This window comes from Flavobacterium sp. J27 (assembly GCF_004303025.1).
Lineage (GTDB): Bacteria > Bacteroidota > Bacteroidia > Flavobacteriales > Flavobacteriaceae > Flavobacterium.
This window is the reverse complement of record NZ_PJQW01000008.1, coordinates 1-26,192: the sequence shown is the minus strand read 5'-3', so window position 1 is coordinate 26,192 and position 26,192 is coordinate 1. Positions and strand designations below refer to the sequence as shown.

The 26,192-nt window shown below is 30.5% G+C and carries 26 protein-coding genes and 4 tRNA genes; 14 read left to right on the top strand and 16 right to left on the bottom strand.

All coding sequences use genetic code 11. From position 1 onward, the window contains the following. Nucleotides 1-538 precede the first annotated feature (538 nt). The 6 genes from CX675_RS11935 to CX675_RS11910 all read left to right on the top strand — a co-directional run bounded on the left by CX675_RS11935 (nt 539) and on the right by CX675_RS11910 (nt 4,929). Nucleotides 539-1,006: a DinB family protein gene (locus tag CX675_RS11935; protein WP_130735469.1), complete on the top strand. Its 468-nt coding sequence runs from the start codon at nt 539-541 to the stop codon at nt 1,004-1,006. 172 nt (nt 1,007-1,178) lie between these two features. Next, nucleotides 1,179-1,775 (top strand): hypothetical protein, encoded by a 597-nt coding sequence (locus CX675_RS11930; RefSeq protein ID WP_130735468.1) that lies wholly within the window; start codon nt 1,179-1,181, stop codon nt 1,773-1,775. A gap of 99 nt (nt 1,776-1,874) precedes the next feature. Further along, the gene (locus CX675_RS11925; protein ID WP_130735467.1) at nt 1,875-2,351 is read left to right on the top strand and encodes a hypothetical protein; all 477 of its coding nucleotides are present in this window, start codon (nt 1,875-1,877) and stop codon (nt 2,349-2,351) included. A gap of 353 nt (nt 2,352-2,704) precedes the next feature. Further along, entirely contained in the window at nt 2,705-4,045 is a 1,341-nt protein-coding gene (locus tag CX675_RS11920; protein WP_130735466.1) for a serine hydrolase, read from the top strand. 210 nt (nt 4,046-4,255) lie between these two features. Continuing rightward, nucleotides 4,256-4,438 (top strand): hypothetical protein, encoded by a 183-nt coding sequence (locus CX675_RS11915; protein WP_240723638.1) that lies wholly within the window; start codon nt 4,256-4,258, stop codon nt 4,436-4,438. A 101-nt stretch (nt 4,439-4,539) separates the two neighbouring features. Then, the gene (locus CX675_RS11910) at nt 4,540-4,929 is read left to right on the top strand and encodes a VOC family protein (protein WP_130735464.1); all 390 of its coding nucleotides are present in this window, start codon (nt 4,540-4,542) and stop codon (nt 4,927-4,929) included. A 310-nt stretch (nt 4,930-5,239) separates the two neighbouring features. On the opposite strand, the gene CX675_RS11905 is transcribed toward CX675_RS11910, so the two are convergent. Then, nucleotides 5,240-5,596 (bottom strand): helix-turn-helix domain-containing protein, encoded by a 357-nt coding sequence (locus CX675_RS11905; RefSeq protein WP_130735463.1) that lies wholly within the window; start codon nt 5,594-5,596, stop codon nt 5,240-5,242. Nucleotides 5,597-5,702: 106 nt separating this feature from the next. On the opposite strand from CX675_RS11905, the gene CX675_RS11900 reads away from it, so the two are divergent. Next, the gene (locus CX675_RS11900; RefSeq protein WP_130735462.1) at nt 5,703-6,446 is read left to right on the top strand and encodes an SDR family oxidoreductase; all 744 of its coding nucleotides are present in this window, start codon (nt 5,703-5,705) and stop codon (nt 6,444-6,446) included. A gap of 411 nt (nt 6,447-6,857) precedes the next feature. Here CX675_RS11900 and CX675_RS11895 read toward each other — a convergent pair whose 3' ends face one another. The 12 genes from CX675_RS11895 to CX675_RS11850 form a co-directional block, all read right to left on the bottom strand. Next, a complete protein-coding gene (locus tag CX675_RS11895; protein ID WP_130735461.1) occupies nt 6,858-7,862 on the bottom strand; it encodes a hypothetical protein in 1,005 nt (334 codons plus the stop codon). A 100-nt stretch (nt 7,863-7,962) separates the two neighbouring features. Beyond that, nucleotides 7,963-9,060: a slipin family protein gene (locus CX675_RS11890; protein WP_130735460.1), complete on the bottom strand. Its 1,098-nt coding sequence runs from the start codon at nt 9,058-9,060 to the stop codon at nt 7,963-7,965. Nucleotides 9,061-9,642: 582 nt separating this feature from the next. Continuing rightward, nucleotides 9,643-10,047, bottom strand: a complete 405-nt coding sequence (locus tag CX675_RS11885; protein WP_130735459.1) for a hypothetical protein — start codon at nt 10,045-10,047, stop codon at nt 9,643-9,645. A gap of 70 nt (nt 10,048-10,117) precedes the next feature. Then, a complete protein-coding gene (locus CX675_RS11880) occupies nt 10,118-10,435 on the bottom strand; it encodes a hypothetical protein (RefSeq protein ID WP_130735458.1) in 318 nt (105 codons plus the stop codon). A 163-nt stretch (nt 10,436-10,598) separates the two neighbouring features. Then, nucleotides 10,599-10,672, bottom strand: a tRNA-Leu gene (locus CX675_RS11875). 40 nt (nt 10,673-10,712) lie between these two features. Then, nucleotides 10,713-10,785 (bottom strand) — tRNA-Pro (locus CX675_RS19840). Between the two features lie 73 nt (nt 10,786-10,858). Next, a tRNA-Lys gene (locus tag CX675_RS11870) sits at nt 10,859-10,932 on the bottom strand. Between the two features lie 5 nt (nt 10,933-10,937). Further along, a tRNA-Arg gene (locus CX675_RS11865) sits at nt 10,938-11,011 on the bottom strand. Between the two features lie 1,006 nt (nt 11,012-12,017). Beyond that, nucleotides 12,018-12,167 (bottom strand): hypothetical protein, encoded by a 150-nt coding sequence (locus tag CX675_RS19835; protein WP_157504203.1) that lies wholly within the window; start codon nt 12,165-12,167, stop codon nt 12,018-12,020. Between the two features lie 707 nt (nt 12,168-12,874). Further along, on the bottom strand, nt 12,875-13,933 hold the full coding sequence (locus tag CX675_RS11860; protein ID WP_130735457.1) for a DNA polymerase beta superfamily protein: 1,059 nt from the start codon (nt 13,931-13,933) through the stop codon (nt 12,875-12,877). 1 nt (nt 13,934) lies between these two features. Beyond that, nucleotides 13,935-14,690, bottom strand: a complete 756-nt coding sequence (locus tag CX675_RS11855) for a DNA polymerase beta superfamily protein (RefSeq protein WP_370277725.1) — start codon at nt 14,688-14,690, stop codon at nt 13,935-13,937. A 25-nt stretch (nt 14,691-14,715) separates the two neighbouring features. Then, nucleotides 14,716-16,137 (bottom strand): RtcB family protein, encoded by a 1,422-nt coding sequence (locus CX675_RS11850; protein ID WP_130735456.1) that lies wholly within the window; start codon nt 16,135-16,137, stop codon nt 14,716-14,718. Nucleotides 16,138-16,290: 153 nt separating this feature from the next. On the opposite strand from CX675_RS11850, the gene CX675_RS11845 reads away from it, so the two are divergent. From CX675_RS11845 to CX675_RS11830, 4 genes are all read left to right on the top strand, one after another. Continuing rightward, nucleotides 16,291-17,958, top strand: coding sequence for a tetratricopeptide repeat protein (locus CX675_RS11845; RefSeq protein ID WP_165396036.1), 1,668 nt, complete (start codon nt 16,291-16,293; stop codon nt 17,956-17,958). A 130-nt stretch (nt 17,959-18,088) separates the two neighbouring features. Beyond that, entirely contained in the window at nt 18,089-20,341 is a 2,253-nt protein-coding gene (locus tag CX675_RS11840; protein ID WP_130735454.1) for an immunoglobulin-like domain-containing protein, read from the top strand. A 121-nt stretch (nt 20,342-20,462) separates the two neighbouring features. Continuing rightward, nucleotides 20,463-21,032, top strand: a complete 570-nt coding sequence (locus tag CX675_RS11835) for a hypothetical protein (RefSeq protein WP_130735453.1) — start codon at nt 20,463-20,465, stop codon at nt 21,030-21,032. Continuing rightward, complete coding sequence (locus tag CX675_RS11830) at nt 20,992-21,786, top strand: hypothetical protein (RefSeq protein WP_130735452.1); 795 nt, start codon at nt 20,992-20,994, stop codon at nt 21,784-21,786. The genes CX675_RS11835 and CX675_RS11830 overlap by 41 nt, the downstream gene beginning before the upstream one ends. 51 nt (nt 21,787-21,837) lie before the next feature. Here CX675_RS11830 and CX675_RS11825 read toward each other — a convergent pair whose 3' ends face one another. Beyond that, nucleotides 21,838-22,572, bottom strand: coding sequence for an SDR family oxidoreductase (locus tag CX675_RS11825; protein WP_130735451.1), 735 nt, complete (start codon nt 22,570-22,572; stop codon nt 21,838-21,840). A gap of 102 nt (nt 22,573-22,674) precedes the next feature. Here CX675_RS11825 and CX675_RS11820 point away from each other — a divergent pair, with 102 nt between their 5' ends. Beyond that, on the top strand, nt 22,675-23,019 hold the full coding sequence (locus CX675_RS11820) for a helix-turn-helix domain-containing protein (protein ID WP_130735450.1): 345 nt from the start codon (nt 22,675-22,677) through the stop codon (nt 23,017-23,019). 5 nt (nt 23,020-23,024) lie between these two features. Here CX675_RS11820 and CX675_RS11815 read toward each other — a convergent pair whose 3' ends face one another. Together CX675_RS11815 and CX675_RS11810 are read right to left on the bottom strand one after the other, a co-directional pair. Next, complete coding sequence (locus CX675_RS11815) at nt 23,025-23,282, bottom strand: hypothetical protein (RefSeq protein WP_130735449.1); 258 nt, start codon at nt 23,280-23,282, stop codon at nt 23,025-23,027. Nucleotides 23,283-23,313: 31 nt separating this feature from the next. After that, nucleotides 23,314-23,649 carry a hypothetical protein gene (locus CX675_RS11810; protein ID WP_130735448.1) on the bottom strand — a complete coding sequence of 112 codons (336 nt, stop codon included), beginning with the start codon at nt 23,647-23,649 and terminating at the stop codon, nt 23,314-23,316. 281 nt (nt 23,650-23,930) lie between these two features. On the opposite strand from CX675_RS11810, the gene CX675_RS11805 reads away from it, so the two are divergent. Together CX675_RS11805 and CX675_RS11800 are read left to right on the top strand one after the other, a co-directional pair. After that, nucleotides 23,931-24,422 (top strand): hypothetical protein, encoded by a 492-nt coding sequence (locus CX675_RS11805; RefSeq protein WP_130735447.1) that lies wholly within the window; start codon nt 23,931-23,933, stop codon nt 24,420-24,422. Nucleotides 24,423-24,511: 89 nt separating this feature from the next. After that, a complete protein-coding gene (locus CX675_RS11800) occupies nt 24,512-26,071 on the top strand; it encodes a VWA domain-containing protein (RefSeq protein ID WP_240723637.1) in 1,560 nt (519 codons plus the stop codon). Nucleotides 26,072-26,192 lie beyond the last annotated feature (121 nt).

Below are 26,192 nucleotides of genomic sequence, written 5' to 3'. Positions count from 1 at the left end.
TAAAAATACTAATATTCTATATTTTACAAGGCTTTTAAAGCCTTCTCTTCTACCCTATTATATCTAATTATGATAATTCGAGTTCTGTCGAGGTCACGAATAAATACTTTAAAAGAAGAAAAAACAGCAAATTAACTTGCTGTTTTTTTGTTTTTATAAGAATTTTCAAAGCGAAGCTTTAAGGAGAGACGAAGTCAATCCTGAGGTCACAAGCAAAAACCCTTAACTCTTGAATATCAAGACTTAAGGGTTTTTTAATTTTTAATTTAGCCGACATTTAGCCGAAAATTATTCTGTTTTTGTCTTTTTCAAAGAATAATATGCATTAGATAGCCTTCCATCCTATTCTATAAAAATTATCCACTTGTTTTATAAAAAACTGGTGTGGTACTTCTTTATGTCTTTTAAACAGGATTCTTAATTTCCATTCGTTAACCAAATCGAATATCTTTACTTGCATTTATCCTAAATTACAGATAAATTTGGTACTTCAACTTAATTATAGTTCATTGCTAACACCTCTAAAATTATCCATAAAATGAACCAAACCGATCTTATTATTTTAAACTTTACAGAAATTAGAAGAAAAAGTGTTAAGCTATGGAAAGCGCTTCCCGAAGAATTTTACCATTGGAAACCAGATGAAAAAGCTATGACGGCTATTGAAATGATTAGACATGTACTAGAAGCAGATTATGGATGGAATATCATTATTAATCGTAGTGACATGTCAAATTATAAAACTCCTTGGAATGGAATACCTTTTATGAGCGTCGATGAAGAAATCAAATTTGCGGAACCTATTCGTGAGAATTTCTTAAAAAGTGTTAGCCTATTTTCAGAAAATGAATTAGAACACACTCAAATAGTACATCCAGGAAACGGAGAGTTGAAACCTTTGGGGCAATATTTACTTCGTATTGGATATCACGAGTCGGTTCATGCTGGTCATTTCTTATCTTATTTAAGAGCCATGGGTATCGATAGACCTCAAATTTGGGATTAATCAATTTAAACTAACTCCTACTAAAAAATTGTATCCTTCAATTTTCCCAGTAGGATAGATTGATAGTATGTTTTCTTATATTTATGCTAAATTACGAAAACGTGTTACATCAATATGATTATACTTCATTGTTAATGCAACTAAAATTATCAAAAACATAACATCTTAATAATTGAAAAATATAATTGTATTTCTCTTTATAATTTCTATTTGGAGTTGTAAAACTTCTAAACCCATTTCACGTTGGGATTTAATTTTCAAAGGCCCCATTTCAAGTAATCAAAATCCAAAACTTGTTAGTAATGAAAATAGAACCAGTAAAGATAGTTTGAACTTTGTTGTTATTCATGGAAAATACATTTCTGGCTCAAAACATGTAGCAATTTTACAAGATAAAAACACAAAACTTTACCATTGGAAAGAATTCCATCCAAATGGAAAGCTAAAAGAAAAAGGATTGATAACGAAAGACAATATATTTTGTGTAGGAACATGGGAATATTACAATGAAAATGGAAAAATTGATAGTATTGTAGATTTTGACAAAAAAATTAAAGTTTCTTATTTCAAAGCGATAAAAATTGCGCATCAAAATGGTTACAAATTACCTGAATTAGAAGTTGACATAGAAAAAATTGAAAATAAAACTTATTGGCAAATTAGAAAATGGAACATGAAAAATGGAAGTGGAAATTCAACTACTTTACTAATTGATACTGAAAGCGGAAAAATTAGAAAACCAAAATACGAAGAGACATTACACTATTAAAAAGGTTGAGTTACGAATTTCCTAAAAAAGACCCTATTCTTGTAATCTTTAGGAACTAGCTTGAGAAAATTTCACCCTAACAATAGAAAAACTAAATCTATGAAAAAAATAGCTATATTTTTATACTTATCAATTACTGCTTATGGACAAGACAACCATTTAACCGTTAAAGAAATTGATAGTATCGTTCAACAAATTGATTCAACTTGTATTAGAGCTGGTGTAGAGGATTATACAATTAATGAAAAAGGAAGCCGAAAAAAAATCGGGAGTGGTGCAGATTGGTATTATACTGACATTACCCAAACAAAATTATTAAAAGTTATTTCAGAATTTTCAAGTAAATCTCAAAATATAGAAAGCTATTATTTTCATCAAGATTCTTTAATTTATCTAAAGTTATCCAATATATCATCTAATAAAGACAAGAAAGAAATAAACTGGAAAGGACAGTATTATTTTCAAAACAACAAATTAATTTTCAAACAAGACAATCCAAAAAGTATTTTTAAACCCCAATTATATCTAAAAAAAGCTATCTCTTTTTTTGGTACAGAAAAGATTTGGAGAAAATAGTATAATTATTAAAAAAATACCGCTAAATAGCCGTTATAAGTAATGATTTGATTAAGATTTTCTCATTATTTTCGATCTTTCCTCCACTTTTATATCTTTTTTCTTTACCATAAGTTGTAGTCCTCTAATTTCAAATTAAAAAAACTTTACCATATACATCGTTTACACTTAAATTGATAAGAACAATTTTATTGTGCTTGTAAACAGCCCTATCACATCATGTAAAACAAGCATCTTACTCTTTAATTTCTAACAAGCGTGTGTTAATTAAAAGTTAAACAATAGTGTTACTATGTATTACAAAGTACCTTTTTATACTTTTGTGCATTATCAATCAATCAATCAATCAAAAAATGAAAAAAAATTTTTTAGTATTAATTTCGGTTTTATTAATTTTTTCGTGTAAAGAGAAGGAAAAAAATACGTCTTTAAATCAGAAAAGAAACAAAGATTTTACTTTAAAAGTAGATAGCCTCTTAACTATCTATGAAAAAAATGGAGAATTTATGGGAAGTTTAGAATTGTCTTGTAAAGGAAAATCTATTTATTCAAAAACCATAGGATACAGCGACATTGAATCTAAAAAGAAAGCAAATTCGAAAACAAAATATAGAATTGGTTCTGTATCAAAAATAGTTACTGCTGTACTAACTTTTAAAGCTATTGAAGAAAATAAATTATCTCTTAATGAAACTATTGAGAAATACTTTCCAAACATAAAAAATGCTAGCAAGATTACTATTGCCAATTTACTTCAACATAGAAGTGGCATTCATGATTATACAAGAGATGAAAAATTCTTTGAGTATAGAACAAAACAAAAATCTCCCAAAGATATGCTTTCAATAATATCAAATTATGAAAGCGATTTTGAACCTAACGCACAAGGAAAGTATAGTAATTCTAATTATTTCATATTATCACAAATTATTGAGAAAAAATATAACCAACCTTTTGAAAAAGTTTTACAAGAGAAAATCACTTTACCATTAGGATTAGAAGATACATATTCTGGAAAACAAATAAATATACATAACAACGAATCTAATTCTTATGACTTTTCTAAAAAACATCCCAAATTCATTGAAACTGACATGTCTTTAACTATTGGAAGTGGTGCTATTGTTTCCACTCCAAAAGATGTAAACAAATTTATAACCGCATTATTTACAGGTAAACTACTTTCTACAGAAAATTTATCTTTAATGAAAACCATAGAAGACAATTATGGAATGGGGCTTTTACAATATAAAATTAATGACCGAAATGGATTTGGACATAGAGGTCATTTAGATGAGTTTAGATCTACTTCAATTTATTTCCCAAAAGAAAATCTAGCTTTTACGCTACTTTCAAATGGCACTCAAGTTGATATTAATAATGTATATATCGAAATACTAAAATTATACTTTAATGACGCAGTAATAGAATTGTCAGAAACCGAAGTTGAAAAATTTGTTGGAACTTATGTTTATGAAAAAGACAAAAAAGATGAAGTAGTTTTTATTCAAGATAAAACTACTTTGGTTCATATCATAAAAGGAGAGTTTAAAGAACCTCTTATTTTCAAGGGAAATAACCGATTTGTTATGGAACAAATATATGGAGAATCTATATCATTTATATTTTCCTCTGATGGCAATCATTTAACATTTGAACAAGGTAATTTTAAAGGCAAATACATAAAAAAATAACTGCATACAATACCAAATATAGTTCATTGCTTCTGACTTTCCTAATCAGAAAGTCAGAAGCAAATTTGTTATCTTAAGTTTATATTTTATAATTTTAGCCGCCTTTTTTATAACGAAACCATAACCAAAATCGTTGGCAGCAAATTAAAATACTCAGATGTAACAAACAAATTGGAATTTTCCCAAAAATATCGTGCTGATTTTTTGAGTATGATAACTAATTTAAATGAATCTGATTTAGAAAATGTTAAAATTGAGAGAAATGAAGTTGGACAAAGTAAAAAATTAGGCGATTATCTAAACCGAATTGCATACCACGAATCGGCTCATACAGGACAAATGCTAAATTATCTAAGAACCTTTGGAATTGAACGACCACAAATTTGGGACTAAAAAAGCGAATGGAAAACGATGTATCAGTGTAATCATTTCTGAGAGAAAAATAAATTTAAAATTATGTATTTTTACTAAACAATAAAATTAAAAACTGAACAATGAACGACATCAAATTTAATGGAGGAATTAATATTGCAATAAAAATCCCGAAATCTAAATACGAGGAAACTGTAAAATTTTATAGAGAAATTCTAAAGTTTGAAGTAACCGAAAAAGAAATAAATAACCCAACAGTTTCTAAAACACACGAAGTAAAATTTGGAAATAATATAATTTGGTTAGATTGCGTGGATAATTATACACATTCGGAAACTTGGCTGGAACTAAAAACACCAAATGTGGAAAAAGCTACAGAATATTTAAAATCTAATGGAATTGAAACTTGTGATGAACTAGAGGAAATACCAAAAGAAAACCACTGGATAATGGACCCTGCAGGAACAGTATTTATAGTTGGAAAAGAAAATTCGGTATATTCACTCGATTAAAAAAAGATAGTAATAAAACGATACCAAATTTAGTGTCCAACAAATTACCACAACAAAAATTCATAATGATGGACAAACTGAGGAAGAAAAAATCAAAAACGTTAGAGTAGTTATCGACACAACAAATAGTAAATTATGAAAAAACGTTAACTATTCATTGACCATCGCTCATCATTAGATTAATATAAAAATAAATAAAAACAATCCTAAAGTTTGACACTTAAAAGAGCTAAAAAATACAAACCAATACGTATTTAAAATAGTTCACTAATTTCTATAAAAAATATATAAACTGTCCTTTCAATAACTGTTACTTTTCAATAATCTTTTTGCGGTGAGCTATTCCCCAATCTGTAAGATTGTTTATTATAGTCCTCAATGTCAAACCGTGCTCCGTAAGTTGATATTGAACAGTTACAGGCTGCGTGTCTAAAACAGTGCGTATTATTAACTTGTTTATTTCAAGTTCTTTTAATTCTTTACTCAACATCCTGTTAGAAATTCCATCTATATCATTCAAAATATCGGAAAAACGCCTTTTGTTATAAAAACAAATAGATGATATAATGGAAATTTTCCATTTCCCGCTCAATACGTCCATAGAATCTTGAACAGCTCTCATTTCTTTCTTGTGCTCCTGTTGGAAATTTTTTGTCTCACAATCCATAATGTTACTTTGTTACACCAGTGTTACTGTTATTTTAAGTTACAAAGTTACTAATAATAACCTATAAGTTCTAACTTTGTATCATCAAATTAAAAATAATTTTAAAATGGATTTTACAAATAAAAACGTAGTCATAACAGGTGGTAGTACAGGAATTGGATTTGCTACTGCAAAAGCTTTTATCAACGCAGGAGCTAATGTTTGGATAACTGGAAGAAGTGCTGGAAATCTACAAAAAGCATTAACTGAAATTAATAGCCCTAAATTAAAAACAGTAGTTTCTGACACTTCTACTTTAGAAGGAATTGCTGTTTTAGAAAAAAAGTTTGCTGAAAGCGGAAATAAACTCGATGTTCTTTTTCTAAATGCAGGAATAGCCACATTTGCACCAATAGAACTAGCAACCGAAGCAGATTTTGATGCACAATTTAATACTAATGTAAAAGGTTCGTTCTTCACCTTACAAAAAATGATTCCACATTTAGCAAATGGTTCATCTGTTTTGTTTACATCGTCTACAAATGCAACTGCATCATCAATAAATGCAAGTATCTATTCGGCAACCAAAGGTGCTTTGAATAAAATTGCCCAAATCGCAGCAAACGAATTAGCAGATAGAAAAATTAGGGTAAACATTGTTAGCCCAGGCCCAACGGCAACACCTGGTTTAGAAAACGCTGTTACACCTGAAGCAAAAGAGTATTTAGAAACTATTGTTCCATTACAACGATTGGGAAATCCAGACGAAATTGCAAATACCGTTTTGTTCTTGGCTTCCGATAAGGCAAGCTTTATTACAGGTACAGAACTAGTAGTAGACGGTGGTGTAATTAACCATTTAATGAAGTAAGAAACAAACAAAAATTAGTTTAAAAAGCCACAATTATACTTTTAAATAGTTGTGGCTTTTTTATTTTTAGAACAATAGCGTTTAACAGATAAATAAAATTAATACAGAATAGTCAGTAGTGCTTTTCTTCTACTATCTGGTTTTTACTTATAACCATTTTTGTATATTTGGTATGCATCAAAAAACTTATTTAAAACGAAACTGATGCAACAATAGTCTTACTGACCTAGTAATAGACGGAAATTTTTTTTTGTAATTACAGAAGGCGGAAATCGAAAATATAAAAGCCACTTTATAGACAAAGGAAGTTTTATGCTTCAACAATATACTCTTAAAAACATTATTTATAAATATACCCACCCCGAACTAGAATCATTGTATATTATTTTGATTTTCTCAAATTTTAACGCACTATATCGCATCAACTAGTTTTTCGTGCAATAAATTTACCTTTTCTTCAATTTCAACCATTTTATTAATTTTTGCATCAAATTCTATTTGAATTTTTGGATTTGAAAAGATAACAAAATTAACATCATTAGGCTTCCATTTGTTCTCTTTTATCAATTGAAATATTCCTTTCATTTCATTACCATATTCTATGTGACTATCAATGTAAGGTATAAAAAGGATACTTTGTTTTTTCACTTTTTTCTTAACTCCATCAATAATTCCTTTTGCTTTGCTATTGTTTCTATCAATATCTTTATCTTTAATAATCGCATTTAATTTCGATAATCTTTTTTTAAAAAAGTCCTTATATCGTTCTGAAGCCTTAACATATTCTTCCGCAATTTGTAAACGGTTTTCAATTTTATTACTCTTTTGTATACTATCAAAATTAAAAAAAGCCTCATTATCAATTTTATAAAAAGCGGCGTTCCATAAATTAGCTTCTGTTAACGATTCTTGAAGAAATTCTTTTAATCCTACAAAAAGTGCTCTCTCCTCTCCTTCAGTGTTTTCTATAAACTTATCGATATTTTTTTCAAAAGTTGTGGCAAATGAATGTAAGGCCTCATCACTATTAATCGAATCGTTTTTTACGTTATTTTTATATTCATGTAGCGCTTCTTTAATTTCTGTAGTATCAAGATTACTCCTTTTATTACTATTTTGAACTCTAATTTGATTAATTTGTCCAATTAAAATTATAATGATAAGTACATTAAAAGTAGTACTCCCTCCTTTTTCTTTTCTTCCTAAAAGATACCAAAACAAAAGACCAAATGCACTTGCAAATATAAAATAGGCAAAGAAAATCCCAATGACAAAACCAACCATCTCAGCCGAAAAACTATTCGATATGGCATACATAACTACAGTAATTAAGCTAGCTATTAAATATAAAATCCAATTGCCTACAGTAATTTTGTAGGGATACTTTTTTATTTTTACTTCTTCAAATTCACTCATACTATCTGTTTTTTATAATTGGGCGAAAATAATACTATTTTTTTAATCATAAAAAAGCCTATAAATTTTCATTCATAAGCCTTTCCCAAATTAAACTAAATTACTTCACAAAAATTTCACGTAATTGTCCGATAACGTTGCCTCCTCCAGAAATGGTAATTTCTCCAATCTTATCTGCAATCTTTTCTACATATTCCATTTCTTTCAATTTCCACAACATCTCATTTTCTTCCATTAATTTTGCAGTATTCAACATATTACGCATTGCAGCAGTTTCTTCACGACGCATAATACTATTCGCTTGCGCTTTTTTCTCTGCTACCAAAACCTGGTTCATAATTTCTTTCATATCACCTGGTAAAATCACATCACGAATTCCTGCTTCTTGAATCACAACACCTAAAGCAGCTGCTTTGTTGCGTGTGTCTTCCAAAATGATTTCAGTAATGCTCTCTTTTTTGTTTAACAATTCATCCAAAGTAAATCCGCCTACAAAAGCACGCAACGCTAACTGCATCAATACATACAATTGTTTTTCATACTCTTTGTTGTCGATAACCGCTTTAATAATATTGGTTACTTTGAAATTCACAAAGAAGTTGATACGCAAAGCCGCTTTGTCTTTGGTCAACAATTCCTGACCAGAAATTTCCATTTGCTTTTGACGCATATCTACATAAACTATTTCTACTGGAATAGCATTGTTCCAAAAGTAGTAAGTCCCTGCGGTTAACTCTTTGTTGAAAATACCATTGATAAACAATAATCCTTTCTCATAGCTTGCCACTTGAAATTTACGAGTGTATACTTTCAATTTGATGTTCTCTAATAAACCTCTTTCAATTTTCTCCGTAACCTCAACTTTTGTTAAATCTACCTTTATGAATTCATTCTTCAAGTAGCCTTTCCAGAACGCATATCGACCGGTTTGCAATACTTCTTTAAATCTACCATTGGTAAAGTACAACGCTATTTCGGTATCGCCTACTTCTACAATCTCTAACATGGAAGCCAATTCTTGGTTCTCTAACAAAATATTCAATTCAATTGGCGCTACAAAAGAATGTTTCATCTCAAAGATTGTTACTTCTTTCATTCCCCAAATCCAGTATTTTCCTTCTTTTAAAATTTGCACCAACTTACCGCGTTCAAATACCAAACCTACTTGGTAAGCATTAATAGTAATTAATCGAATCATTTCTTTATATTTTTAAATTTTAAATTGCTTTTAAAAAGAAAATTTTTGGTTTTTATCCTTCACCCAAAACGGAATAAGGTTAGTAAACAGAAGCATTCTCATGGTGTACTGTTTTATGGTATCGGTTTATAAAAAACCAATCGTCACACAGCAAAGCAAAAGAACGGTTTTGAAAACGAAGCCCTGTTCAGGTTTCTTCGTAAGTGTTTCACTTTTTCGAAAAATAGCGAAACTGATAAAAACCAAAATATTTTCAATGGTGTACCTTTTTAAGAGTCGTACGTCTCTTCCTTACTACAGATTTACAGTCTGTTTGGTGACAACCGCTGTCAAATGCAAGCATAATTGCATGTAGGATTCGAACCTACGTTCCCTTTCTATTGTTCTAACCAAGCTGAACTATTTCGATTGCTCGAAAGTGGGATTCGAACCCACGACCCATAGATTAATGGTGGATTATTTTTTGGAAAACAACCCAAAACCTCCAAGCCAAGTTGCATAATACGACTTCATACACCTTTGTGCAAAACGCATCACATTAGTGCTATACAGAAACACCCAACAGGACTTGCTTGATATTTTTTATTTTAAAGTGACGTATTTAAATTTCATCTCTTCAAAAATTCCTTTATCATTTATACTTTTCACAATCGTATTTTTTAGACTAATTTCTATATAATAGGAAGTATAACAATCTGAAAACTCTGTTGCAACTTCATGATTATTCAAACAAAGTTTATTGTAACCATTTGTGCCATCACTTCCACAACATCCATGAAATCTATAGGAATCTAAATGATTTTTTAATAGCTCTTGATTTCTATTAATCAAAATAGACAACACTGAATTATATTTTTGAAAAACAAATCTTCCTTCTGGAATAGCTTCTGCTTCATCTGGAAAAGTAATTTTATCTTCTTCCATTTCAAGTAATTCTTCCGTTAGTCTTATTTTACACTTTCTACAATATATTTTAATTGTTCTCATTTTGACTTTTCATTTTCGTTTTTCAAAGATTCAAAACAGTGTGCGCAATTATTTTTCGTCATAAAAAAACTTATAATCCCATGCGTTTTTGATGTTCTTTATCGCGTACATCGATGGCTCCAAACGGACTACCTTTGAAATAGCCAATATTCACAAATCCGTTTTCTTCTGTTATAAGAGATTCTTTCTTGGTTATGGCTCCGGTATACTTGGAACCATACTGACCTGTTAATTTTTTAGTCACCACATCTACATCACCCCATTGTGGCGTTTTACCTGTATAAATTGGTTCTACAAAATAGATGATTCCAGTAATTCTCGACTTCATCAAAAATCTACCCGTCTCATCCGTATTGGTCAAAAATCGTTTTAAAATGTCTTGTCTCATCTTCTTTTGTTTTAAATTAAACTTTATTTTAGTGGAACAGATTCGGATCGAACGAATCCCTCTAGGTTTAGCTCCATGCTCTTATTTTATATTTTGGTCTCGCTGAATGAATAAATTCATTTCAAACTAGCGTGCCACACCAAGTACACCACTGTTCCATTTGTACAGGAAGAGAGACTTGAACTCTCAAAATTCAGATTCTAAGTCTGACGCGTCTACCAATTTCGCCATTCCTGCTAGTGTAGAAGTATCTTTTTTTTACTTCTTACTTTTTTTGTCTGGGAAGCAGGACTCGAACCTGCAACCTCTCGCATCCAAAGCGAGTAAACAACCCATCGTTATCTTCCCAGTGCTAACTCAAATTCATTTTTTGAGAGACAGTCAAAAAAATCCTTTGAGTAGGTTCCTTTCTAAGAACACTTGTAATTCCGTCAGGATTCGAACCTGAGACCCATCGCTTAAAAGGCGATTGCTCTAACCAACTGAGCTACGAAATTAGATGTAATGCCAGAAGGATTTGAACCTTCAACCTTTCGCTTCGTAGGCGAATGCTCTTTCCAGTTGAGCTATGACATTCTTTTTTATAGTATAATCTTCATCCTTTTGAGAGTGAAGTGTACCGATTATTTTTTCCCTAATAAGGTTTTCGATACTTTTTTTATAAAATTGCTGTTCGCATTTGATAAAAAACACTCGAACTGACGAACTGCGATTTACTATGTACTAATTACTAGTTACTAGCATACATAAAAAAAGCACCTCTTTTGAAGGTGCTCTATAATAATGGTATAGCAAATAGATTACTATTCCGTATAAGGAGGCACCCATAATTTATCAAAATAAAAACGCGGTAGACCAAGCGCTTTTGAAGCTGCTTTTGCAGATAGTATTTGTACTGGTCGTTGTTTTAAATCTCGTTTCATTTTTATTGTATATTATATGAATTCTAAATTATTTGAAATTCTTAATTTCTAATTGCTTTTATTATTGTTATTGCAATTGCTATTGTTTCTTGTAATTTTCTGAGGCAAAGATAAAGTGAAAAAAACCGAACTTCCAAATATTTTTTAAATTTATTTTATTGATTTTCAATTAGTTATATGTAAATTTAAGCAATACAATCCTGATCCGTTTTACAACTGATAGTTTTATTTTTTCAAATGACTGTCTCTCATTTGTTTACTCATTTTCGATTATTTCAGCTCGGGTTTACTTCGCATCCACTATTTTTTTAAAAATTTTTCTCATTTTTATGATTATTACTGTTTTTACTTCGTTTTTGAACATAAAAAAAGCGTCCTTTTGGATAAAAGGACGCTTTGAAATATGATATAATCGTTACTTTAACACATACATAATGATACAAAACATCCTGTTCGATTAAAAGGATAATCTCCTTTTAAGCGAAAAACTGACTTTGCTAGTGCAACAGTATGTATGTTCTGTGTTCTCATTTCGAGGGCAAATATAGGATTTATTTTGAAATATTAGTCTTTTTTAAAACCCTATTTATTTAGGTGTAAAAAACAGCTGTAAGGTAAAAAACGGTATCAATAAAGAATAAATTGTCTTTAAAAGTCTTTTAGGAGCGTTGTTTCTTCACTTTTGATTTGCTTGCTTGACTTAATCGTTTCGCTTGAGCTCTTGCTTCTTCTAAGGTAATTGGAGATTGTTTGGATAGTATTTCCATACCCAACTTGGCTCTTTCCTGAAATGATATTTTGTAGTTCATGCTTCATAGAATTAGTGGAACAAATATACTGATTTTATTCTTTCAAATCTTAGTATCAATTTTGGAACCTAAACCCATTATTATACAACAATCTATTAGAAAAATCCATCCCTTACAATTTTAACTCGAGAACCTAAACTTTTAGGTAAGACACTTAAAATTTTATGTCTGGGACTTAAAATTTTACGTAGGCAGACGTAAAATTTTACCTTAGAGACTTAAAATTTTAGGTTGGTGCGTTAAAATTTTATGTAAGGAACATAAAATTTTATGTTTAGCGCACGACTGGTAAGGGTTTTTGTTTTTTGGGAGGAAGATTTTGGGCGTTAACTTGTTACCCTGTAAGGGTCTCATAAGTTGCTCCACCCTATTTTTTAATTGCTGATGGGATATCTAAAACTTTTATATATCCATTTTAACCCAATACCCTAAAATTTTACGTTACAGACCGAAACGTTTGGGTTAGGAACCCAAAATTTTAGGTTAGGAAGCCAAAGTTTTACGTCTGCCTACGTAAAATTTTACGTGCCGGGACGTAAAATTTTACGCTAGAGACCCAAAATTTTACGTTGTGAGACGTAAACGTTTAGGTCTAGCGCACGGCTGGTAAGGGTTTTTGTTTTTAGGAGGTGGGGTTTGAGTATAAAAAAACGCCCTTTTGGGTAAAAGGACGTTTTTGAAAGAGTGAACTATTAAATCTATACTAATTAAGTATATAACTCTTTTCGTATTTCAATTAGTTTTCTAATTATTCTATCACTTTCTGGTGTTTCTGGCAGACTTGTTACTTCATACAAAACATTAATTTTACGAATTAAGTCTTCTGCTTTTTGTAACAAAGCATCATATTCTATTTTACCAGATTTAATTGAAAGTAATTCTTCTCTATTAGGCACTCGAATGTCTAAACTTCCCTTTGAAAGTATTTGTTCCGCAGTTTGTAATAAACGAATTGTATGCATCATGTTCTTACTATCATAGTTTTTACCATGAAGCTGATTCGTATTGTAACGTTCTTCATTTCGTTTTTTAATCCAACCCCAATATTCAGAATATTCTTTACAGTATTTTGAATACCCTTCTAAATTACAACTCAAATACTCCATTGGTTCAGCTCCTTTTTCAATAGAAGATACTGATACTTCATTAGATAATTCATTTTTAACAATACCCCTATATCCCAATATTTGATGATAATCATAAAAGAGTGCATATATACCTTTTGCATTGGGAACCTTAATTAATCCACATTGTTCTTGAGAAAGACCATACTCCTCTAGCCATTTTGTAAGTGGAACTGAATCATAGCCCTTTAAAATAGCACAAAAATCTAATAAAGTTTTACGTTCCTTTGCCATTGGATTTACAATCTTCTTTTTCAAACCACGTGCTTTTTTTATTTGTGTCATAGCATAACCTGCAAAACTATCTTTACACAACTTAGACAGAAAATCTTCAATTTGAAATTGATTCATAATTGGATGTTTATATAAAATACAGTCTTCAGGAGTAGCAAGAAGTTCCAAAATATTTGGATTATTCTTAAGTAACAAATCTACAAATCTCCCCAATTCATAATATACAATATCATTGGTTGCATTACTAACTTGAGGAATATAGTCTAACCCAAAGAATTTTTCTTTTGGTAAATAATATATCCCCTTAATATCAGTATCTGAAGTTGGTGTGTCTAAACCAAAAGCTTTGCTGCCTGAAATCACTTCAAACAGTATTAACTTACCCGATTTTAAATCTTCAATTCTCATTTCATTTATTTAGAATTATTTTTTTGAAAATTTCATCAAGTTTGAAATTATCTCTTTTACTATTCGCTAAACTAGTAGCATTTTCAATATTAAAAGTTAATGTCTCTTTTATAAAATTTGTTATAATCTCTTCTTTAGGGTGCAGGTAACTTTCATCTTGGCTTGCTTTAATATCCATTAACATCATTACTTTCTCCTTTATGTTTTTTGGTGCTATATCCAACAACTCCATAAAAGCTACAGGCGGAAAACTATTCATTTTAACAATCCATTGCCCAGCTAATACAGTTCGTAACGCATAAAAATAACTTTTCAATTTGACTTGATCTTTTTCACAAACTTCAATAAAGTTTTTAGTTGTACCTATATAATGATACATGCAAGAAACTGGTGAAAAACATTCATTGGCTACTTTTCGTAATTCATCTATAAAATTTTTATTTTCAAAATATACTATTGGACTATATATCCATTCTAGAAAAGGTGCATTTGATTTCGCCAATAACAACAATGCTTTCCGTAAATCCCAACCTGATCCATCTAAATCTTCATCAGTCATGAACTCAATTACATCAGTTTGTTCCCAAATTGATAAATAATAATTCAAATCGTGTTTGTAAATAAATCGGATATCATAATCACTGTCTGGAGAGGCAAATCCCCAAGCCCTACTTCCCGATTCTACTGCGTATAAAATTTCTACTCCTTTTTCAAGTTCTATTTCTTTTATTTTTTTTAGTATTAATTCTTTCATCATTAAATTTCTATAAATTTAAACTCATCTAATCCTCCCTACTCCCATCATCTGCCATTCGTACCATTTTAGGAGTAAACTTGGCAACGACATCGACTAAGGCTTCTTGGCTTGCCATTACTTGGTTGATGTCTTTGTATGCCATTGGGGCTTCGTCTAAACCCGCACCAATTAAGGTAACACCATGATCTTTTAATATCGCTTGCATCTCCTTTTTAGTAATGTTTTTTATCGCCTGTGTTCGACTCATTTGTCTTCCTGCACCATGCGATGCCGAATGCAAAGCCTCCGCTTCTCCTTTTCCACGTACTAAAAATCCGGGTGCGGTCATACTTCCTGGAATAATTCCCATCACGCCTTTGGCTGCTGGTGTGGCTCCTTTTCGGTGCACAATCACTTCTTCTCCATTATGAATTTCTTTCCAAGCAAAATTATGGTGGTTTTCCACTTTGGCTAATACGGTGGCTCCTAACGCTTGAGCCATTTTGTTATGAATCACTTCATGACAAGCGGAAGCATAATCGCCTGCTAAATTCATGGCAATCCAATATTCCTGACCTAATTCGGTATCCAAACCTAAATAGGCTAAGTTTTTCGCTTTTTCAGGAAGTTTGCAATGTTCTTTGGCCAACTTTGTATACTGTCCGGCAATGGTAGCACCAAAACCTCTCGAACCCGAATGCGTTAACAAGGCCACATAGTTTCCTTTTGGAATATTCAACACGGCATCGTCTTTTTCAAATTGGATGATTCCAAACTCTACAAAGTGATTACCTCCACCCGAACTTCCTAATTGCGACCACGCTTTGTCTTTCAATTGTTGGATAAATTTACTGTTCGCAAACTCTTTTCGTTCCATCACTTCATGATCGGCTTTGTACTGCCCGTGAAATCCATGACCGGCACCAAACTTAGTATGCTTAACCAATTCACTTTTGAATTTGGCTTCGTTTTCGTAATAAAATAATTCTGGAATATCATATACTGATAACGCCATTCTACAACCAATATCGACACCTACTCCATACGGAATTACAGCATTATTTGTGGCCAACACACCACCAATTGGCAATCCATATCCTTGATGTGCATCGGGCATTAAAGCCCCTGCAACAGTCACCGGCAATTGCATGGCTACTTCCATTTGTTGTCTGGCTCCTGCTTCAATATGATCGGCTCCATACATCGCAAATGCAGCTGGAGTATCGTTTAAAGCAATGAAATCTTCTGGTTTTTCATTGGCTTTTTCAATAATAGCTTGTGCCAATGCGCCAAATAAAGCATTATCCAAATAGGTTTCAGGTTGCGCTAAGACTTTAGTATAGTTATCCAGCATTTCTTCTTTGGTAAAACCCGTTCTTTTTCGGTTGCATTTTAAAGCAATACCGATTAAGCTTCCTTCTGCATACCCTAAGGCTAATAAATCGTTTCCGTTGATGGCTGTGTTCATAACTGTAAATTTAATTTATTTTTTGGGTAACCGAAGGCATTCCATTTTGGAACCCTTTAGCATCCCCTCTAATTTGATAGGACAAAGATTTTATATCCATACGCAATTATTTCGCGTAGTATTAAAAAAGTGTATTTTTGCAAAAAACATCGAGTGGATTCAAATTGGAAATTTTCTTTATTCCTAGGCAAGCTGGTATTCCTTTTACTGGTCTTTTCGTCTGTTGTTGTGGCGCAAACGAAAGATTATGTGTCGGTTGAATTGCTTTCTAATATTGAACAAGAAAAATCCGACTCCTTACGCATTCACTATAAAATAGAATTGGCCAAACACCTTTTGAATAAGGATATTGATACTTCTAGAATTATTTTAGACGATGTATTGCATGCTTTAGATAAAATTTCTCACCCTTCGTTGTATTTGAAAAGCAACAAAGCAGATGCTTTGAATTATTTGGGAATTATCAATGCCAAACAAGGTTTGTCGGAAGAAGCTTTAGCCACTTATTTACAAGCGTTAGAACTGAGTGAATCAATTAAAGATTCTTCCATGATTGGTTTAACCATTCATAATTTAGGCATGTTTTATCGCAGACAACATGAGTATAAAAAAGCCATAGATTATTTGCAAAAAGCGATTCGTATTCGTCAAAAAATTAATGAAAAAGCCAGTGAAATAGGTATGTCTTACAATATGCTTGGTGTTACCTATTTTTATACCAAACAATACGATTCGGCTTTAATTAACTATAAAAAAGCGGAAACCTTATACACAACCAAACTCGACAAATCTAAGGTAAAAGGCAATTTGGCATTATTGTATTATACGATTAAGGACTATGACAAATCTATTTTGGTTTTTAAAGAAAACATCAAAACCTTTACAGAGCTTCAAATTATCAATGAGTTGAGTATTAGCTATAAAAATTTAGCCACTTGTTACCACGATATGGGTTTGTATGACCAAACGATTGTTCAGCTAGATAGTGCGATTGCCAATGCAAAAAAGGTAAAGCACAAAGATTTGCTGCAAAAAGAATATTTTAATCGAAGTTTGGCGTACCAAAGTAAAGGCAATTATAAAAAAGCTTTAGAAGATTATAGTTTGTACAAAGCCTATAACGATTCTTTGAATAATACTGAAGAAGCGAAACGGATTACGGCTTTAGAATTGAATTATACCTTTCAAAAAGAGAAATTACAAGCTAGTTTGAACTTACAAAATGAAAGAGCTAAAAAGCAATTGTATTTGATTTTGTTCTTGCTTTCGGTAGTTTCAGCTGTAACGATATTTGTATTGGTACGAAAAAATTTGAAATACCAATTGGCGCTTTCGAAAAGAAAATTAGAAGAAGAAAATTTACAACGAAAAAATACCGAGCAAATCTTACAATTGAAAGAAGCCGAACTCAAAACGGAGTTTTTGAATAATAAAATTAAGCAGGAAGTTCAGGAATATTTTGAAAAGGAAGTAAAAGCTATTTTACATTTAAATGAAGAAGAAAAAACCAAAGCATTAAAATCGTTATTGCTTTCGTTAAAATCTAAAAACTCAGATTATGGTCCTTCCCAAAATTTAACCGAATATATTGACCAAGTGAGTCATGATTTTAAAATTAAAATAAATACCTATTTTCCTTTTTTCAATGAGAAAGAAAAAAAAGTATTGTATTTAATGAAATTAGGTTTGTCTACCAATGAAATAAAAGATTTGCAAAATACCAGTTTAGCATCAATAAAATCGATTCGATATCGCATTAGAAAAAAGCTAGAAATTGATTCGGAAGCAGACATTATTGCTTACATCGAAAATTATAGTTAATCTACTTAACACCTTTATTTTTAAGGCTTGCTACCCATTTGCTACCCTACTTTTCTTTTACCTCCATCAAGAAATGTTTTCCTTTGTAGGATAAAATTTTACAAATAAAAACATAAACAAACATTTCACGATGAAAAGATTATTACATGTAACTGCCCTCTTTTTTTCCTTGACTATGTTCAGTCAGTACACTGCTATTCCCGACGCTAATTTTGAACAAGCTTTAATTGATTTAGGAATTGATACAGAAGGTACACTAGATGGTTTAGTCTTAACTGCTGATGTAGCTTCGGTAACTACCATAGATTTAGATGATAGAAACATTTCCGATTTAACAGGAATTGAAAGTTTTTCAGCTTTAGAATATTTACGTGTTAGAGGTAATAGTCTAACAGAAATAGATCTTTCTAATAATGTAAACCTATCCACTTTTTATGGGGGTTACAACAATCTTACTTCCGTAGATTTATCAGCAAATAGTAATTTAGCCCGAGTTGCTTTTGAAGGTAATCCCTTAACCGATTTGACATTATCAGATATAGCTACTGCACTTTACGAAGTCAATCTTTCCAGTACTTTACTTACAAGTTATGATCTTGGGATCTATCCGAACTTAGCGTTTATAACTATTAATAACAATCCAGTAATGGAAAGAATTTCTGTAAAAAACGGTAACAATTCTTTAATTGTAGGTTTTCAATCTTCTAACACACCATTATTAACGTGTATTGAAGTGGATGATGTTTCGTATAGTCAAACCAACTGGACCAATATAGATCCTAACAATTCCTTCAGTACCAATTGTCATTTTGATGACACCTATGTACCCGATGATAATTTTGAGCAAAGACTAATCGATTTAGGTTATGATACGGTTTTAGACGATTATGTTACTACAGCCAATATTTCAGGAATTACAAATTTAAATGTAACTTATAAAAACATTGCTGATTTAACAGGTATAGAAGACTTTGCGTCTTTAGAAGTTTTGAATTGTAGAGGCAACCAACTTACCACTTTAGATGTATCTAATAATACCGCATTATTTAGTCTACTTTGTGGTGCCAATGCACTTACTACTTTAGATTTATCTGCGAATACCAATTTAATTAGTTTAGCGGCAGAAATTTGTGATTTAACTAGTATTACTTTACCATTAAGCATTCAATTTATGAATCTTGATGGCAATGAATTTACCGAATTGGATTTTAGTGGTTTACCTAATTTAACATACCTATTGGTTAAAAACAATCCGTATTTGTATGCTTTAAATGTAAAAAATGGCAACAATACCAATTTTACAGATTTCCAAGCGACTTTAACACCACTTTTATACTGTATTGAAGTAGATGACCCTTCTTATAGTACGACTAACTGGACCACTGTTACCGCTCAAGTTGCTTTTAGAACCGAATGTACTGCTCCAGTAATTACCTTAACAGGTGCTAATCCGCAAGAAATTGAATTAGGTGCTGGTTATACCGAACTAGGCGCCACTACAGATGATGGTTCTAGTGTAATTATTGATGCATCCGAATTTGTAGATGCAGTGGGTAGTTATACTATTTACTACAATGCTACTGATGCTGCAGGAAATGAAGCAGAACAAATGATTCGTACCGTAAATGTAGTAGACACCACACCACCTACTGCAAGTTGCGTTGGTGAAACTTGGTTCAACTTAGACGAATATGGAACGTATACTATCGACACTGCTGATATCAATGATGGTTCTGATGATCTTTCGGGTATTCAATCTATCAGTATCGATCAAGATAATTTTAACTGTTCTGATGTTGGTTCTCCAATAACTATTACTTTAACAGTAATAGACAATAACAATTTATCTTCAACTTGTACTACCACAATTCATGTATCTGACAATTTACCACCTGTTTTTGACACCAATACCTTACCAGTCGACATGACTGTAGGCTATAATAATGCTAGCAATAACGGTTATATTTTACCAGATTTTACTACTTCTGTAGTGGTTACTGACAATTGTGCTACATCGCTTACAATAGATCAATATCCTTCACCTGGACAAACCTTAACAAACGGATTGCATACCATTACTTTAGAAGTATTTGATGAGTATACTAATTTCAATTTTTATGAATTTGTAATTACAGTAGATAGTACTTTGGATAACCCAACTCATAACATTGAAGGATTATCTGTATTTCCAGTACCAACACATGATGTGGTTAATTTGAATGTTTTAGTAGATCATGTAAGTGTAATGAACTTAACAGGACAAGAAGTAATTCGGTTAACACAAACGAGTTCGATTGATTTATCTGAAATGGCTAATGGCATTTACTTTGCTCAAATTACCAAAGATGGAACACAAGAAGTAGTACGCTTAATCAAAAAGTAGTTTTAGTTTAATTTATAGAACCCACTTTTTTTATAATTTGGTTGCTTTTAAGATGGAAAAGTCTGTATTTTTTACAGACTTTTTTGTTTTTAGTTTATTTTAGTGATTGAAATTAGTTGCCATGAAAAATATATTCTTATTACTTAGTATACTTCTATTTGTTTCTTGTGGAAACAAGGAAAAAAAGACTCCTTATGTATTTAGTGATGAAGAGGCCTATGCGGTAATCAATACTTTTATTGCCGACCAAAAAGACAAACCCATTCTTTGGAACAATAGACAATTATTGAGTCCTCCTGATGATTACAAAACCCTAAGTTTTAAAGAAGTGCAATCAATACCTTCTTATAATCTATCTTTTCCTCTTTTTACAAAAGCATATTGGAAAATGGAACAATTAAAAAATACAATTTTATTTGATAGTAAAGAATATGATTATTTTTTTGTTAATCAAAATAATGATGAGAAAGCCACAAACCAGCGCATTACAGAATGGCAAAACAGATTTAAAGACAACTATTTATACAACGTTTCCTATCCAATGTATAATAAAAAAGCCAAAATAGCTATTATAGCAGTTTATTATTATAAAATTCCTTTATCTTGTTATACAAATTTACATCAAACGCATTTTTATAAAAAAACAGCACATGGATGGACTAAAAATTTTACTGACTACGATAACAATTAGTTTGCTTTCTTGCCAAAGCAAAGAAGAAAAATTAATTGGGCATTGGCATGAATTTGAAAAAGGAAGTGATGATTTTATATGTTGTCATACCATCACTGATAGTATGTATACGATTACGATGAATGTATTTGATTTTATGGCAGATTCCATTTTAAAAAGAGGGATTGATATCCAAAAAAACGAGGTGTTTACACCGCAAAAGAAAGGTGCTTTTGGTTATGACATAAACGATTTTTTTACTTCTGACTTTAGTGTAAAAGAAAATAAAGTATTCATTGAAGATTTCATCTATTGGGTAAAACAAAAAGACGACACTTCCACTTTTATATCGCATTTTTCTTTAGGTCTTTTAGTTGATATTCATCCTTTTGAAACAAATCAGACAAAATTTAATTTTGACTTAAAACAAAATTCAAATGTGATTTTTATTGCCATTGGTAAACTTAAAAAATCAACTTTACAGCATTCCAACAAGTATAATTTGGATGATTATTACCTTCAGTTAAATGATAAAATTTCTGACATAAAAGACTTAAAAGAATTTATTTTTTATGAGTTATTAGAAAGAAACGAAGGTTCTCAAACTACCTTATTAATAAATGCAGATAAAAATGTGCCTAAAGCATTTTTATCAAAATTTGAAACTGAAATTCTAAATAATGGTTACCAAAAAAATCAGATATATTATCTAACCATAAACCCTACTAAAAAAGTGTATGGGTATAATCGTATTAGAACATCTATAATTAAATAAACAATTGTTTTAGTTAAACCTCTCAAATTAATACACTTGAGAGGTAATCAATTACAATGTTGTACCTCCGTCAACTATAATTTTCTCATTTCGAAGCACTGAGGAAGCCTCAGAAATCAAAAATCCTACAATAGGCGCAATATCTTCTGGTAAAACTACTCTTCCAATAGGTGAAGTAGTAGCAAAATGTTGCAATAAGTTATTTATTGCTTCCTCTGTCATTCCCGATTTTTGCTGAATAGGTGTACGGGTCACTCCTGGACTAACAATATTTACTCTTATTTTTCTAGAAGCTAATTCTAAATTTAAAACTTGGGCTAACGATTCTAATGCAGCTTTACTTGCAGTATAAACACTCGTATTTGGAAAGGCTTTAAATACAGCAATCGAAGTATTCAATACAATACTTGATCCAGTAGTCAGTAGTGGTAAAAACTTTTGAATAGTAAAGAATGCCCCTTTAAAATTGATATTCATCGTTTCATCAAACATAGATTCGGTTGTGTTTTCAAAAGAAACCGATTTAAAAATTCCAGCATTTATAAATAATCCGTCTATATTATTGTGATTTTTTTGAACTTCATATACTAAATTCTCTATTTCATTTAATTTACTCGTGTCAGAAATATATCCGTAGGCTTTATTTTCCAATTCTTGTATTGCAAAATCCAGACTTTCTTTGTTTCTTCCTGTAATAATAACTTCATAATTTTTTTCAATTAAATATTTTGCACAAGCTAATCCAATACCACTTGTACCACCAGTAATCAGAATCTTTTTATTCATTTTTTATTTATTTTCAAACAAAACTAAATTATTACTAACTTTGAAACAAGAACTTACTAAATAGTAAGTAACTTACTTTAAACTCGGAAAAACCTTATTTCTATGCAAACTGAAGAAAAAAAAATTGAAAAAAAATATACTCATGCTACAGAATGTCCAATCACCATTTTTATGGAAGAAATTGGTGGAAAATGGAAACCTGTTATAATATGGTTATTATTGAAAAATAAAACTATGAGATTCAACGAATTAGACAAGAATATTAAAGGAATTAGTCAAAGAATGCTATCGCAACAGTTAAAAGATTTGGAGCAATTAGAAATTATAATTAGAAAATCTTACCCAGTAATTCCACCAAAAGTAGAATACAGTTTAACCGAAAAAGGTAAATCTCTAGCACCATTGTTAAAAGCTATAAAATCTTGGACATATAGTAATATTATGTAACTATTTTATTTTCCAAATACTTCTCGTTTAAAACTCTCAACTTCCATTTTTTTTTTCTTTTCTGCTTTTACAATTTTAATAATTTCTGTTTCAACAATTCTATTTTCCGTTTTACCATTTAAGATGTCTTGTATTGACTTAGGCGAAAATGATTTTCCTCTAGCATTAAAAATCTTTTTCTCATTTAAAACAGGAATGATTCTTTTACTAGGTTGCTTCCCTAAATAATTAACAATTATTTGCTTTTCAAAAGGTTTAATCATAATTATCCACTAATAAGATTCTGTAAAAAAATTAAGCTTTTTTTACAGAATTCTTCAATTTATCTTCAATAGAAGCAACACTCATTTTAAAATAATGTGATCCTCCAATTTTATAAAAGCGTTCAAAATCGAAAAAAAGTGTGGTTAAAAAATGAAAACAAGCTAATTGATTTAAATTATGTTCGACATTCTCGATTAATTTTGGAATAGCTTCCATACAAAACCTACCTATAAAACCAAAATACTCTTTTTTAAACTGTTTTAGATAACAATCTATGTTTTCTAAAATTTCAATCTGAATAAACAAAAAGTCTTCTATGGTATTTGCACCATGCAAAATTTTACCAATTTCATGATTTGTGTACATCTAGTAGTTATTTAGCATTAGTTATTTTAATATAATATGTACGAAAAATGGTAGGATTTGGTTTTAAAAAAAAACGAAAAAAATTCTTATTCAACTAATTATAAAATTATTTATAATAATTAACAGGTTTTTGCATTATCTACTGAATATAATTTAATAGAATACAGTATTTTTTACTATATTCGCTTTCCCTATCAATTCGTTTTTGAGTGGTTTTTTATTCGTTTTACTATAGCTAATATACAAACAAGTTTTTATTTTACAAACATATTTTAATAAAAATGCAAGATTTCTTCAAAAGATTATTACAAGTTGTTAATTATCAAGGATTTAAAAACATTAATGATTTTGCATTAAATGGTTTAAAATATGATAGCTCAAGTAAATTAAATAGATTAAGAGACGAAAAGAATAAACCTTCTGTTGAAATATTATTAGATATTGCACACAACTTCCCTAAGGTAAATATCCATTGGTTAATAACAGGCAAAGGGAGTATGCTTCTAACTAAAGATGACAATCTAATCCATTTTATTCAAGAACCAGAAGAAAAATATTATACTGAAAACAAGGAGCAAATAGCACAACGTTTTGCTACTTTAAAAGAGAACATTCTTTTAAAAGAGGACATCATTAAAACTTTAAAAGAAAAAATTGAAGTTCAAGAAAAGCAACTTGTTCCTTTGGAAGATATTATTGAAAAATTAGAAAACCGCATCCATTCTTTAGAGCAATTTACAGTTATTGCAAAAGAAAAATTGGATATAAAATAATACAAATATTAACGACAAGAATGAAGATTTTTTGATTAATTTGGCATAGCTTTTGTGGAATGGAAGTATCACTTTTAATGCACAAAAAAATGAAAAAAAACATCTATTATTTTTGTTTCGTCTTCCCTTTTATTTTTACCAATTGTAAAGAATCCCATGAAAACAAAAATCATGAATACGATTCGGTTGAAGCCTCTGTTGCTTATGAACCTTATGTTGAAGAGTTTAATGAAACTTTTGAAAACAACGACGAAAGTTATGCTGAAGTGGAAGAAAATCCTTTTCAATCTACAAAAGGAAGTCCGCTTTCCACCTTTTCAATAGATGTTGATAATGCTTCCTATACCAATATAAGACGCTTTATTAATAATGGACAAAAAGTACCTAAAGAGGCTGTAAGAGTGGAAGAAATGATTAACTTCTTTAAGTACAATTATCCAGAACCATCAGACAATACTCCATTTTCTATCAATACAGAATATAGTGATAGCCCATGGAATAAAAATCATAAACTATTAAAAATTGGGTTACAGGGAAAAAATATTCCTACCACTAATTTACCAAACTCTAACTTTGTATTTTTAATTGATGTTTCTGGTTCAATGCATGATGTAAATAAACTTCCACTTTTGAAAGAATCTATAAAGATTTTAGTGAAACAACTTCGCAAAGAAGACAAAGTTTCTATCGTGGTATATGCTGGTGCGGCTGGAGTTGTTTTACCTCCAACTTCTGGTGATGAAAAAGAAACTATAATAGATGCATTTGAAAATTTATCTGCTGGAGGCAGCACCGCTGGTGGAGCAGGAATAGAATTAGCCTATAGATTAGCAGAACAAAATTTTATTACAGGAGGAAACAACCGAGTTATTATTGCTACTGATGGTGATTTTAATGTAGGTACATCTTCAGATACTAAAATTACCAAATTAATCGAAGAAAAAAGAAAAACAGGTGTATTTTTAACTGTTTTAGGCTTTGGAATGGGGAATTACAAAGACAGTAAAATGGAAATTTTAGCAGATAAAGGCAATGGAAATTATGCATATATAGACAACATTCAAGAAGCCAATCGCTTTTTAGGAAAAGAGTTTAAAGGTGCTATGTATGCTATTGCAAAAGATGTAAAAATTCAGATTGAATTTAATCCGAAAAATGTACAAGCCTATAGATTGATTGGATACGAAAATCGAAAATTAAATAACGAAGATTTTAAAAATGATGCGATTGATGCTGGAGAACTAGGAAGTGGACACACTGTTACAGCTTTATATGAAATTATTCCAAATGGTATTGAAAGCAATTATACAATCTCAAAATTAAAATACACTAAAAATACAGTAGAGGAAGAAAAATCTCAATATAGCAATGAGTTAGCAACAGTAAAATTCAGATATAAAAAACCAGATGAAGATACCAGTAAAGAAATAGTAAAAACAATTCAAAACAATCGTATTGATCTTGAAAAAAGCACTTCTGACTTTAAATTTTGTGCTTCTGTTGCTTGGTTTGGATTAAAATTAAAAGAGTCAAAATATATTAGCAATACAGCTACTGAAGATATTAAAAAATTAGCAAAAATAGGTCTTACCAATGATGAGGAAGGATACAAATCTGAATTTATAAGACTAATGGAAACCGTAAACTAAAAATAAAAAAGCCTGAAAATAAAATTTCAGGCTTTTTTATTTAAAATGTCCCGTCCTGAAATAAGTTGACACAAAATCGACTTATTATGAATAGACTAGCAAACAAAGAAGAAAAGCGCAC